Here is a 14,032-nt window from a genome sequence, read left to right as displayed (position 1 = left end):
GAATTTATTCCCTGGCATTATTGATGGTAACAGATCAACAAAAAACAATAAAATTAAAAGAGTTAATAATGTGAAACAAGCGTGTTTAGGAGATTTAGTTAAAATTGTTGGCGGTGGAACACCATCACGTGCAAAAGATGAATATTATAACGGTTGTATTCCTTGGATAACCGTGAAAGATTTTGGTGATGAAATATTTTTAAGAAAATCTCAAGAAACTATTACCAAATTAGGTTTAAAAGAGTCTTCAACTAATTTAATTCCTGCTGGAAATATTATTCTTATCACTCGTATGGCAGTTGGTAAAGTTGCCATAAATCTTATAGATGTTGCAATTAATCAAGATTTAAAAGCTTTAATTTGTAAACCAGAATTATATCCTAAATATCTCCTATTTTTTCTACTAAGTCGTAGTGAATATTTAAATTCTCAAGCAGATGGAGCAACTGTAAAAGGAATTACAGTTAATACTGTAGAAGAGTTAAAAATACCTCTCCCACCATTACCAGAACAAAAGCGAATTGCCGCAATATTGGAAAAATGCGATCGCTTGCGTCGAACCCGTCGTTACTCCCTACAACTCAGCGAAACCTTCCTCCAATCCGTCTTTCTGGAAATGTTCGGCGATCCTGTTACTAATCCAAAGAACTGGAAAGAAGCATCTATAAGAGAAATAGCAGATATCATCGTACCCACTAGAGATAAACCTAAACATTTTCGTGGTGATATTCCCTGGATTACATTACCTGATCTAAACAGCTTTTTTATTGGTTCTGCTAGAAATTTACTTACACATGAAGATGCAGCAGAGGTTGGTAATCGTTTAATGCCAATTAATACCGTACTTTTAAGTTGTGCTGGAAGCTTGGGTAAAGTGGTAGTTACAACAAGAGAAGTTTATGCTAATCAACAATTTTATGGTTTAGTAGCAAAATCTAGCTTAGTAAATCATTTATTTTTAGCTATCAGCTTGATCATCCTTGGTGAAGATTTTTTCTTTCAATTAGCAGGAATATCTACTATTGGTTTTTTTAGTAAAGACAAAGCTTTAGAAATTAAAATTCCTCTTCCCCCCCTTCCCCTACAAGAAAAATTTGCCCAAATAGTCCAAAAACATGAACGCTTCCGCACACAACAACGAGAAGCAGAGCGCCAAGCAGAACATTTATTTCAAACCCTCCTACATCGCGCCTTTCGTGGAGAACTCACAGACAAATAAAATGGACAGTATTGGACTCGAACCAACGGCCTCACCCATGTCAAGGGTGCGCTCTAACCAACTGAGCTAACCGTCCATGACCATATAAACCATCGGCTTTTCAGCTTTTTAGTTATAGGGGTAACATTACCTCACCTTTAATATTATGGCAGATTATACAAATTAAGTCAAGAGAATTGTATTCAAAAGTATTTAGCTGCTTAACAGCTTAAGATCATTCCCGTATCCTATTATTTTCAGTCATGAAAAATTTAGATTTTCCAAACTCGTAATCAAAATTCAGGCAAGGTTAGCGTTTAATTTTTTAGGTATGCCAGGAACGAGACTTGAACTCGTGACACGAGGATTTTCAGTCCTCTGCTCTACCAACTGAGCTATCCCGGCTTGTGGTTTTTTTCACCACTGTTACTAAATCTAGCATAGCAAAAAAAATTAGTCAAGTAGAGTTTCCAAAAAATTTTAACTTGCCCTCTTGCTTAACTTTACCCAGGTAAACACAACTACAAATATCAGAAATTGGACAAACACAATACTCGGTCCAGAAGCTAGGTTAAACAGCCCAGAAACGACCATACCAGCGATGCTAGTGCTACAACCGACAACTAAAGAGAAAATGAGAAAACGGTTAAAATGATGACTCATCAGTTTAGCTGTAGCCGCCGGAATCACTAAAAACGCATTTACTAGCAAAACACCAACAGCTTTAATGGCAACAGCAACCGCTAGAGAGAGCAAAACAACGAAACTATAACGATATAATTGCACAGGTACGCCTTGAACTTGAGCAACATCAGAATTAAGGGTTAATAAAATTTGTTGTGGCAGAGTTGATAATAAAAAAACGCTACTAGCCATTAATATCAACAGTGTTAAAATTAAATCTGTGTTATCTATGGCTAAAATATCGCCAAACAGCACAGCCATTAAGTTACCGCGATATCCTTTAATAAAACTGGTAAGAATTACACCAATGGCTAAAGCCCCAGATAGGACGATACTGAGAACGCTATCAGTTGCCAAATCAGTTTTATCAATTAGATAAAGCACAACAACCCCAAAAATCAAAGTAAATGGCAGTAACATCCAGGTAGGATTAGTATTTAGTAATATTCCTAAGACCACACCTACTAAGGCCGCATGGCCAACAGCATGACTAAAAAAAGATAATTGGCGTAAAGTGACAAAACTACCCAATAAGCCGCCTAGTATACCCATTAATACAGCGCCGATAATGGCACGCTGCATAAAAGGAAATTGCAATAAATTCACGAAATCATGATAACTAATGGTCATATAGGAGGAGTTAAGGAGTTAATAGTCAACCGTCAACCGTCAACAATTCCCTAATGATGATGTTTATAGCGACTAAAACCTGGCCCATAGGTAGCGAGAAGATTTTGCGGTGAAAGGGCTATTTCTGGTTTACCAGCACAGACAAGGGTTTGATTCAGACAAATGACGCGATCGCAATGACGGCTTACCATATCAATATCATGGGAAACCTGCAAAATAGTCCAATTTTCTTCTCGTTTTAATTCATTTAACAAAGCATAAAAATCCGTTGTCCCTTGGACATCAACCCCAGCAAAAGCTTCATCCAATACTAACAATTTTCGGGGTGTGACTAAACAATAAGCTAATAAAACCCGCTTAAGTTGACCACCGCTAAGAGTTCCAATCGCTTGATTTCGCAAATTATAAGCGTCGGTACGATGTAAAGCTGCGTTAACTGCTGCTGTTGTTTCTCTTGTTTGCTGCCAAAATTTAGAAAAAAATGAATGTTTTCTGTTACCTATTCCCAAAGCTACTAATTCAGTCACCGAAATGGGAAAACTACGATCAAAAATAAAATTTTGTGGCATATATCCCAAGTAGTTACGCAAATTTCCTAATCGGGAAATTGGGCGGCCAAAAACTTCAATTGTCCCGGTGCTACGAGGAATTAAATCTAAAATAGCTTTGATTAAGGTACTTTTACCAGCACCATTAGGACCAACTATTGCCGTATCTGTTCCTGGTAATAATTCAAAGGAAACATCTCGCACCGCTAGATAGCTGCTTTGGTAGACTGTTAACCCGGAAATTTTTAATATTGGTAATGTAATTTCTGCTTGTTCGTCAGTCATGGAGGTTAGGATTTGAGATGCTAATAATTGATAGTGATATCTAGCATTTTGATTGATTTGTTCTATCATACTTGTTATGCTTAGGACTTACGCACGAAGTAATTAAAAACCTGATTCTTTCCTGGGGTTAATTCATGAATTAACCCTACTTTCCCCATATTTTGCGTAAGTGCTGAAGGTTTTAGCAATGCTAAACCCCTCTCATTTGCAGCCAGAGGCTAAACTCTGCAAATTAGCTTTCATTGCTTTAAAATAATACTCTGGATTGGTATCACCAGTTTCTAAAGAATCTAAAGTTTGTACTTTTAACTGCAAATCCTGGGAAATACTAGTCAGTAATTTATTATCTAATCCTGGTTCGCTAAATAAGGCTTTAACTTTGTATTTTTTGACTGTATTCATCACCTTTTGTATATCCGTGGGTGCAAGTTGCTTTTCAGGAATTTCCACTACTGCAACTTGTTTGAGATTATAGCGTTGTGCTAGGTAGGGAAAAGCATCATGAAAGGTGATGAAGGTACAGCTTGGTGTTTGTTGAAGAGTTTGTTGAAATTCATTATTGAGATTGTCTAATTTCTGGATATAGGCGGCTGCATTAGCTCGATATGTATCTTTATTCACTGGATCTGCTATGATTAAACCATCACGAATATTTAATATTTGCTGTTTTGCTAAAACCGGATCTAACCAAACATGGGGATTACCAATTTGGTGTTTATGATCATGTTTATGTTCTCCTGCGGCCGTTTTATCTATCTGCGAAATTTTATTAATAGCTGAAATACCTTTACTCGCATCAATTTTCACTAATTTAGTGTTCTCGGCATTTTTAATAGTATCTGCTAAAAACTCCTCTAATCCTAAACCATTTTTGATTAATATGTTTGCTGTAGCGATCGCTCTCACATTAGCCGGTGTTCCTTGGTATTCATGTATATCCGTACCAGGTGGAACTAAAATCTTTACATCTGCTACATCACCAGTCACAGCCTGAGTAAATAAGTAAACTGGTAAAACTGTGGTGACAACTTTGATTTTGTCTAATTTTATCTCTGGACTTGGATCTGTATTCACCACCGAACTATTACTATTAGTATCACATCCATAGGTCGCCGACAACAGAACTAACAGGAGTAAAACCAAGAAATTTCTGTTTTTCCGATCTGGTTCAATGTGTCTCAACATTTTCATCACTCCATGACTACGGTTTGTGGTGGAATCTGCAAGTTTATGGTTATGATATTATCATAATGAGACTCATTCTCATTTTTTGATTAAAAAAAAGCCAAAAGTAGTTAATGTATCAAAGATAACAAAACATTTGAGAATTTCAGGTAATACTGCTCTATGCTAGTATTTCCCAATTCATAAAGATTTATTAACCTTTCTGGGTGAAAAATCTGATCGGAAATTCTAGTATACTGATAATTGTCGGCAATAAAATAATAGCTTGATATCAAGCTATAGGGTAATCAATTGAAAATATGGGTGTGAGGAACATGAAAAAATTTTGGAGATATCTAGTTGCTAGTCCTGCCATGATTGGTATTTTATCTATGGGATCTGCGGGGTGGTCTCAAGAAGTACCAGCAGGTAATCAACCTCTGCTTGTGTCTAATTTAGAAGCAGAAAATAATAATAATCAACAAGATATAATATCCCAAGTTACCTCAGTATCTCAGTTATCTGATGTACAACCTGGTGATTGGGCATTTCAAGCACTACAATCCCTAGTAGAACGCTATGGATGTATGGCAGGTTATCCTAATGCTACCTATCGTGGTAATCGTGCCTTGAGTCGTTATGAATTTGCCGCCGGTTTAAATGCCTGTTTAGATCGAGTTAACGAACTAATTGCCACAGCTACAGGTGATGCAGCGACAAAACAAGACTTAGCAACAATTCAAAAACTGCAAGAGGAATTTGCCGCAGAATTAGCAACCCTACGGGGACGTGTAGATGCCCTAGAAGCTAGAACTACGCAGTTGGAGGCTAATCAATTTTCTACCACTACTAAGTTACAAGGGCAAGTGGTAACAGTCGTGAGTGGTATTGGATCAGGTAACAACGTAGCTGGTAATAATATTACTAGTAAAAATACCACTTTAGGCGCAAGAGCGCGAGTAGAGTTAGTAAGTAGTTTTACAGGCAAAGATACACTTTTTACCAGAATCCAAAGCAATAACATTTTTAGCCCTGGCATTGATAGCACTACAGAAGGGAACTTGTTTTTTGCAGCAAATACTGGTAGTAATGCTGCTGGCATAGATGCCCTATTCTATGCCTTCCCTCTGGGGAAAAATACCCAAGTTAAACTCATTGCTAATGCTGGTGCAGCAGACGATGTTACCAGTACAGTGAACCTATTTGATGGAGATGGTGCGTTTGGCGCTGTATCTACCTTTGGTACAAGAAACCCAATTTATGGACAACTCGGTGATAAAGGTTTAGCCATTAACCATCAATTTAACAACCAATTAGGACTAAGTTTAGCCTATTTGAGTAGTACGGCTAATAATCCCACCTCTGGAAATGGTTTATTTAACGGGAATTATGGTGCTTTAACGCAGTTAACTATCAAACCAAGCGATCGCATTACCTTCGGTTTAACTTACATCAATTCCTATAACCAACGACTACTCACAGGTAGCAATCAGGCTACTTTCAATGGTTTGGCTGATCCATTTTCCAGTAATTCCTACGGTATCCAAGCCTCAGTAGGTATTAGCAAGAACTTTGTTCTCGGTGGTTGGGCTGGATATACCAACAGTCAAATTTTAACAGGAACACGCGGAGAAGCCGATATTTGGAACTATGCTGTTACCTTGGGTTTCCCAGACTTGGGTAAAAAAGGTAACTTAGCTGGTATCGTAGCTGGTATGGAACCAAAAGTCACAAGTTCTAACATTCCTGGACGCCAAGACCTAAATACCTCCTATCACATAGAGGCATTTTATCAATATAAAGTTAGCGACAATATCAGCATTACCCCGGCTTTAATTTGGTTAACTGCTCCAGATCATAATAATACCAGTGATGATGTCATCATTGGTGCGTTAAGAACTACCTTTAGTTTCTAAATTTTCTCAGTCACAACTTGATTTTTGTGCAGGGGTAATTCATGAATTACCCCTACAACTTGGGTTAATATTGGATATATGAAGCGTAGGGTGTGCTAGCAAAGCGTAACGCACCTTCCTCAAACCGTTTGGTGCGTTACTACCATGATCTTTTACTAAAATCCAAAATCCAAAATATTACAAAACCTGCCAACCAGTATTTTTGTAACCATAATCAAAGATATCGGGATGTAATATCTCCGCTAAAATTTCCACAGAATCAACTAAACGGGGTCCAGGACGATGAAAATAAGCGTTACCATCGGTGATGAAAACCCTCCCACTTTGTACAGCATGGAGATGATCCCATTCTGGACGCTGAGTTAATAATTTTGCTTCTTGCTGAGTCCGTTGTAAATCCAACCCACGAGGCATAAAAATAATCACATCTGGGTTACTAGCTACCAATGTTTCCCATTTGACATGGGCAGGAGGTTTACCAATCACGCAAAATAATGCTTGTCCTCCAGCTAAATTAATTAATTCAGGAATCCAATTTGCAGCAGCCATTAAAGGATCAACACATTCCATACAAGCAACTCTGGGCATTTCTGCGAGAGATAGCCCTTTTAGCCTGCGTTGACAAATCTTTACACGCGCCTCTAGATTTTCCAGTATTTCTACTGAATCTACCCCAAATGTGTGACTAACTCGTTCAATGTCTTCCCAAACATCTTGTAATGTGTTAGGTTGTAAGGAAATAATCTGGGGAGTTCTGTGGGTAATTTCAGTAACAGCTTTCTGGAGATCAGGCAACATGACCGCACAAGTATTAGATTGATCTTGGATAATAATGTGGGTAGGCTGTAATTTTTCTAAAACATCAACTTTGATTTTGTAGGTAGTTAAAGCAGATTGCAATATTCCACTCACTTCATCATGAATAGTATTGCTGCCATGATTACCATTAGAACTTGCTTGGGTGCAAATAGGACGATTGGCTATTTCTGGAGGATAGTCACATTCATGCGATCGCCCAACAATAGCATCTGATAAACCTAGTTTAGCGATTATTTCCGTAGCACTAGGAATTAAAGAAACAATTCTTATATCTTTATCGATCATAACTTTCACCTCCTGGGAAGAGGAGATCAAGGAGTTACATCATTTTTCTGTCAAGATGCGCCGAATTTTGTGATCTTTCCTGCCTCCGTTTTCTCCGTGCCTCTGTGGTTAGTTAATTTTTATTCAGCGCATCTGCATACAGAATTGATATCAGGAGTTACAGGAATATCGGTTTACCATGACTAAACCCTTAAATGAGTCAAGATTTAAAAATAGAAAATAGTGTCAAATTTTTTTAACAGATATTTCTACCCTTATTTTTGCATATCTTCTTAGGGAGGGTATCTATCTTGAGGATGTCAGCATTTTGAAGTTTTAACAAAAAACAAATACACAAAGTTTGATTCTAGATACTGAATAGATAATAGCGTTATGAGTGAACAAACCAATCCCAAGTAACAAAAAAATGCTGGCAATAAAGGCATAAGTAGGAATCATAAATATCTGTCCTGACTCCTTGACACCTCTGAGATTGGCCAGCATTAATAAGAAGCTAACAAAATTCCCTCATCATCTGTTAACAAGTTCTGGGCAGCTTCTAGCATAAAGGGGGCAATCTCTTTTAAATCTTCCCGATTATTTAAGTAAGTTTTTAAAGCTTCCATGGGGTCAATACTACTACTAGCATTTAATTCAGGAATTCGGGGTTTTGCTAACTGACTAATTAATTCTGGTTGAATGGTATAAGTGTGTGCTGTGGTTAAAGCATGATGTAGGGAGGAATTATCAATTAAATCCAATTGTTCTGGGCGTAATTTGTAAATTAATCGCACCACATTATCTTGAATATCATATTTAGCAATTCCTTTTAATAAGGCTGTTTGCGGATCTTCCTGTTTGGATAAATCTATTTCAATCGTCCGAAATACCCGCACAGATAAGGGACAAAATTCCCAATTTGTTTTTCCTTTGGCCAAATCTATCATTACATAGCCTTTATCTTCCTTCTCTTCGCTAAAATCCACCCTTTCAATACTGCCAGGATAAATGACTGGTGGGTCATTAGATTTATTTAAGTTTTGATGTTTATGAACATGACCTAAAGCCACATAATCAAAACATGGTCGAGTTAACAAAGATAAAGGAATAGTAAAACCCTTACCTACTGCTAATAAACGTTCCGCGCCTAAAGTTGCATTATCAGCCATCAAATGGGCTAATAGTACCGTGGGTATATCTGGATCAAGACGGCGAATTTCCCCTTCTATCGCTATCTCTAGTTTATCCGTTAGGAGTTGATTAACTTCCGCCAAAGAAGAACCATGGGTTTCTTGACGAGTCATTAAAGTAGAACGAGTTAGCCAAGGTAGAGTCATAACTTGGATATCTCCACTACGGGTAGAGATGCGATGAGTAGTTAAGGTATCACCCACCAAAAACCCTGGTACACCTAAAGTTCGATAAATATTTAAACTTGCACCGCCCAAACCTTGGGAATGTTGGTCATGATTTCCTACTAATAATACTGTGGGAATACCTGCATCTACCAAACGGCGAAATTGATTAGCAAAGGCTTCTTGCACATAGGGTGCAGGTGTGGCATTGGGAAAAGCATCACCACCGAATAAAACCAAGTCTACATTATCACTCAACGCTCTGTCAATACACACAGATAATGTCTTGACAAAATCTTCTAGCCTGGTGTTTAAACCTGTGAGTGGATTAATTTTTCCGTGGCAAAAACCGCTACCAATATGGATATCTGAAAGATGGAGAATTTTGATCATAATTTTAATTTAGTTGTGATAGAAGTTGTTAAGGAAATTTTGAGAATTTAATCTTTTTTTTAGAAAAAATATTGATTTTTGTCTGTATTGTATCAATCAGACTGTATTTAGTTCTACTTGATCCAAGATTTTGAGAATATTAATATGAATGTCAAAAATTCCAGTGGTAAAGCAACACCAAACTATGCTTTTTCTTTGAGGTTTAATCCAGAAATACTGAGGATTATTTCCTATGTTGCATTAATTATTATCCTGCTTACCGGAGCTATTTTGACTGCAACAGTGGTTAAAGTTGATCCCCATACTACCGCAATCTATAAACTCTTTGGGTTTAATCATGCCTGTAATATGTTGGATCATGAGCCAAGTCGAACCATTTCGGCTATGCTGTTACCATTGTGGGAAGTTCCTTTTCTGCTGTATGTGATTTTCAATTTTTTGAGAATTCAAGATGCTTATAAGGAAAAAAAAGCTCCAAAATATACCTACACTGTGGCGGCAATTTTCTTGCCCATTGAAATTTTGTTGACTGTCTGGTTCAGAATGGTATTTGTCTGGAATCCAGAAGTCAACTTCTTAAATCATTATCTGCCTTACATCGGCTTTCAGTTTCTTTTGTTCTTGGTTGCCTTCGAGAATGTCCTATACTTTTATGCCATGAAGGCACTACCCTTCAAGAATAACCGCACAATAGGCGTTGGATATCTGATTTTGTTGTTTGTGGTTACAGTTTTATACACAGTAATTGGACTATCTGTCGCCCTGGGACACCCAGTTCTCGACCTAGTAAACAATGAGGGGCAAAGACAATTGTTTCAATCACTGACAAAATTATATACTGTTTTAGTCATACCCGTACCTCTCATTGTCTCTATATTTGAATTGAAACGATCACCCAGTCATAAACTATCCTTTGATTAAGTTTTCACCAGATAGTTAATTTTGTAGGGTGCGTTAATGTAACGCACCTTTTTATTTAATTAATTGAATACAGACACACACAGATATATATAGATAATTTATATCAATATTTGTGAAACTAAGTATAAACGAATCAATATATATTTTGTCTTGCCATATCTCGCTGTTATATTTAACTCCAAGTTTGAAAAAGTAATCTACTGCAAACCACATTTGTGAAGATAAAATAAATTTTTTCTATCGATCTTGGATCACAATATTTTGTTTTGTATCTTTCTTTAATAAAAAAAACTTATTAAAAATACAAAAATATTGACATTGGTACATCTTTCATGATATTTAGGTTTACTTGGGAGCAATAACCAAAATCTCAACATCTATAGTCTATAGTTTGGATTTATTCCCTAAAATGCTGGTAAAATCACTCTCCTCAGTACACTAGCCCGAAAAAAATTAACTAATAGCTACTCATTAACCTATCACCCTGTGTAAAAGAGATTGGATATCTAAATTGTTTATATGGATATCCAAAATTTTAGCCTGTGCTAAAATCAGCATACCGGCACGACGCAGGTGATGGGAAAAATGCCATGTTTGAACGCTTCACAGAAAAAGCCATTAAGGTAATCATGCTGGCCCAAGAAGAGGCCCGCCGTTTAGGTCACAACTTTGTCGGAACTGAGCAGATCCTCCTGGGTCTGATTGGCGAAGGTACAGGAGTGGCCGCCAAGGTGCTGAAATCAATGGGAGTTAATCTTAAAGATGCTCGCATTGAAGTTGAAAAAATCATAGGCCGAGGTTCAGGCTTTGTGGCCGTGGAAATTCCGTTTACACCACGGGCAAAGCGGGTTTTAGAACTATCCTTGGAAGAAGCACGCCAATTGGGGCATAACTACATTGGTACCGAGCATCTGCTGTTGGGCCTGATCCGTGAAGGGGAAGGTGTAGCAGCCAGGGTGCTAGAAAACCTCGGTGTAGATTTGACCAAGGTGAGAACCCAAGTGATTCGGATGTTGGGAGAGACGGCGGAAGTTACGCCGGGTGGCCCCTCTGGTCGCACTAAAACCCCAACTCTCGATGAGTTTGGCTCAAACCTGACCCAAATGGCCATAGATAACAAGCTCGATCCTGTGGTGGGACGCGCCAAGGAAATTGAGCGAGTGATTCAAATTTTGGGTCGCCGGACTAAAAACAATCCAGTTTTAATTGGTGAACCTGGTGTTGGTAAAACAGCGATCGCTGAAGGTTTAGCTTCACGCATTGCTAACAAAGATGTCCCCGACATCCTCGAAGATAAGCGTGTAGTTACTCTAGATATTGGTTTGCTGGTAGCAGGAACTAAATACCGGGGGGAATTTGAAGAACGTCTGAAAAAAATTATGGATGAGATCCGCTCTGCGGGTAATGTCATCCTGGTCATTGACGAGGTTCACACCTTAATTGGTGCAGGTGCGGCTGAAGGGGCGATTGATGCGGCAAATATCCTCAAGCCAGCTTTGGCACGGGGTGAATTGCAATGTATCGGTGCCACCACTTTAGATGAGTACCGTAAGCATATTGAACGCGACGCAGCCCTGGAAAGACGCTTCCAGCCTGTGATGGTAGGTGAGCCAACTGTTGATGAAACAATAGAAATTTTATATGGTTTGCGCGATCGCTACGAAGCACACCACAAGCTAAAAATTTCCGATGAAGCATTGGTAGCAGCAGCCAAGTTGTCTGATCGTTACATTAGCGATCGCTATTTGCCAGATAAAGCCATTGACTTGGTTGATGAAGCCGGCTCACGGGTGCGCTTAATTAACTCCCAACTGCCTCCAGCAGCGAAGGAATTAGATAAGGAACTACGGCAAATCTTAAAAGAAAAAGATGATGCAGTGCGTTCCCAGGACTTTGATCGAGCAGGAGAACTGCGCGATCGGGAAATGGAAATCAAAGCCGAAATCCGCACCATTGCTCAAACTAAGAGTAACGGCGCTGGTGGTGATGGTATTGAACCTGTAGTTACAGAAGAAGACATCGCCCACATTGTCGCTTCCTGGACAGGTGTACCGGTGAACAAACTCACCGAATCTGAGTCCGAGAAGTTGCTGCACATGGAAGACACCTTACATCAGCGCCTCATCGGTCAAGATGATGCTGTGAAGGCAGTTTCCCGCGCTATTCGCCGCGCTCGTGTCGGTTTGAAAAATCCGAATCGGCCGATCGCTAGTTTTGTCTTCTCTGGTCCAACTGGGGTAGGTAAAACCGAATTAGCCAAATCCTTGGCTTCCTACTTCTTCGGTTCGGAAGAAGCAATGATTCGCTTAGATATGTCCGAATACATGGAGCGTCACACCGTCAGTAAATTGATCGGTTCACCTCCTGGTTATGTCGGTTACAACGAAGGTGGTCAGTTAACGGAAGCTGTCCGTCGTCGTCCTTACACCGTGGTGTTATTCGACGAAATTGAAAAAGCACACCCTGATGTTTTCAATATGCTGCTGCAAATTTTGGAAGATGGTCGTTTGACCGATGCCAAGGGACGCACAGTGGACTTTAAGAACACATTGTTAATTTTGACATCTAACATTGGTTCTAAGGTGATTGAAAAGGGTGGTAGCGGTATCGGCTTTGAGTTTGCTGAAGATGCGACTGAGACACAATACAACAGAATTCGCTCTTTGGTGAATGAGGAACTGAAGCAATACTTCCGTCCTGAGTTCTTAAACCGGTTAGATGAAATTATCGTCTTCCGTCAGTTGAATAAGGTTGAAGTTACCCAAATTGCCGAAATCATGCTCAAGGAAGTGTTCGGTCGGTTGACGGAAAAAGGCATTGTCTTAGAAGTCACAGACCGCTTTAAGGATCGCTTGATCACTGAGGGTTACAGTCCTAGCTATGGTGCAAGGCCATTACGTCGGGCAATTATGCGCTTGTTGGAAGACAGTTTGGCGGAAGAAATTCTGTCTGGACGCATCAAAGATGGCGATACTGCTCTTGTTGATGTTGATGAAAATGGCATTGTGCAAGTTAGTTCTCAACAAACACGGGAGTTATTACCCCAAGGTGTTGAGTCTTAGTTGGGTTGTTTTAATTGTTAATTGAACGGTGGAGGATTTCGGTTCTCTGCCTTTTTTTGTCTCATGCAAAGGCGCAGAGTCGCAGAGAGGAGAAGGAGATTTTTGTAGCGGACTTAGAGATTAAAACGAACAGTTCGTTGAGAAACTTCCAGGCGCGGAGAGGGGAAGGATGTTTTCGTAAGTATGAATTAGTATATAAGTTTACCTATTGCTTCAATAAACCAATTCATTGTATTTTTTATTTGTTGATAATCTTGTTTTTCAAAAAAAATCTTAAGTTCATTGGGAAATTGATTATTAGATGCAATAACATCCACACGATTTCCAAACTGATATTGTAATAACTTTAAATCAGTTTTACTCTTATCTATAACTTTTTCAACAGTCAGAGAATGATCTATTAGCCCACATTCCGCACTTCAAAAAGTAGCATAATTAAACTACATCAACAGTCAATCAAAACTTATGGTTTGAACAATTACGTATCAATAGCAAACAAAATTATGAACGCAAAAAGTTAAGCTTTTATGGGTGTTTAAAAGCTGTTTCAAAAACAATATTTAATTGAAGGTGTGTAATAAGTTATAAAAAAGATAACCGATAAAATCGTAAAACTATAGAGAATAGTTAAGTTGAAAAATAATATTTTTGACAAGCATTAGGTAAAAATTGCAAGATATGACAGTGTGACTCCGTTAAGTTCAGAACTCGTTGAAATCCTTGTATCATCAAAAGATGAATACCTTGGAAGCACTGAAATATCCATCTTAATGTGGGAGATTCTGTTGGTTTA

General features: G+C 38.6%; 9 protein-coding genes and 2 tRNA genes. 4 read left to right on the top strand and 7 right to left on the bottom strand.

Annotated elements, in window-relative coordinates:
* The first annotated feature begins 70 nt into the window (after positions 1-70).
* Entirely contained in the window at positions 71-1,219 is a 1,149-nt protein-coding gene (locus CUN59_RS11055; protein WP_104387889.1) for a restriction endonuclease subunit S, read from the top strand.
* Positions 1,220-1,221: 2 nt separating this feature from the next.
* Here CUN59_RS11055 and CUN59_RS11050 read toward each other — a convergent pair.
* From CUN59_RS11050 to CUN59_RS11030, 5 genes are all read right to left on the bottom strand, one after another.
* Positions 1,222-1,295 (bottom strand) — tRNA-Val (locus CUN59_RS11050).
* A 235-nt stretch (positions 1,296-1,530) separates the two neighbouring features.
* Positions 1,531-1,603: transfer RNA gene (locus tag CUN59_RS11045), tRNA-Phe, on the bottom strand.
* A 75-nt stretch (positions 1,604-1,678) separates the two neighbouring features.
* Positions 1,679-2,512, bottom strand: a complete 834-nt coding sequence (locus CUN59_RS11040) for a metal ABC transporter permease (protein ID WP_104387888.1) — start codon at positions 2,510-2,512, stop codon at positions 1,679-1,681.
* A gap of 50 nt (positions 2,513-2,562) precedes the next feature.
* Positions 2,563-3,345, bottom strand: a complete 783-nt coding sequence (locus tag CUN59_RS11035) for a metal ABC transporter ATP-binding protein (RefSeq protein ID WP_207765415.1) — start codon at positions 3,343-3,345, stop codon at positions 2,563-2,565.
* Between the two features lie 201 nt (positions 3,346-3,546).
* Positions 3,547-4,530 carry a metal ABC transporter solute-binding protein, Zn/Mn family gene (locus CUN59_RS11030; protein ID WP_104387887.1) on the bottom strand — a complete coding sequence of 328 codons (984 nt, stop codon included), beginning with the start codon at positions 4,528-4,530 and terminating at the stop codon, positions 3,547-3,549.
* Positions 4,531-4,844: 314 nt separating this feature from the next.
* Between CUN59_RS11030 and CUN59_RS11025 the strand changes: the two genes are divergently transcribed.
* Entirely contained in the window at positions 4,845-6,425 is a 1,581-nt protein-coding gene (locus tag CUN59_RS11025; protein WP_104387886.1) for an iron uptake porin, read from the top strand.
* Positions 6,426-6,602: 177 nt separating this feature from the next.
* Here CUN59_RS11025 and CUN59_RS11020 read toward each other — a convergent pair whose 3' ends face one another.
* Together CUN59_RS11020 and sbcD are read right to left on the bottom strand one after the other, a co-directional pair.
* Positions 6,603-7,529 (bottom strand): cobalamin-binding protein, encoded by a 927-nt coding sequence (locus tag CUN59_RS11020; RefSeq protein ID WP_104387885.1) that lies wholly within the window; start codon positions 7,527-7,529, stop codon positions 6,603-6,605.
* Positions 7,530-8,011: 482 nt separating this feature from the next.
* Complete coding sequence (sbcD, locus tag CUN59_RS11015; RefSeq protein ID WP_104387884.1) at positions 8,012-9,256, bottom strand: exonuclease subunit SbcD; 1,245 nt, start codon at positions 9,254-9,256, stop codon at positions 8,012-8,014.
* A gap of 144 nt (positions 9,257-9,400) precedes the next feature.
* Here sbcD and CUN59_RS11010 point away from each other — a divergent pair, with 144 nt between their 5' ends.
* A complete protein-coding gene (locus tag CUN59_RS11010) occupies positions 9,401-10,177 on the top strand; it encodes a hypothetical protein (protein WP_104387883.1) in 777 nt (258 codons plus the stop codon).
* Between the two features lie 590 nt (positions 10,178-10,767).
* Positions 10,768-13,239 carry an ATP-dependent Clp protease ATP-binding subunit gene (locus CUN59_RS11005; protein ID WP_104387882.1) on the top strand — a complete coding sequence of 824 codons (2,472 nt, stop codon included), beginning with the start codon at positions 10,768-10,770 and terminating at the stop codon, positions 13,237-13,239.
* Positions 13,240-14,032: the final 793 nt, after the last annotated feature.

The organism is Cuspidothrix issatschenkoi CHARLIE-1 (genome assembly GCF_002934005.1).
GTDB lineage: Bacteria > Cyanobacteriota > Cyanobacteriia > Cyanobacteriales > Nostocaceae > Cuspidothrix > Cuspidothrix issatschenkoi.
This window is presented reverse-complemented; position numbering and strand designations above follow the sequence as displayed.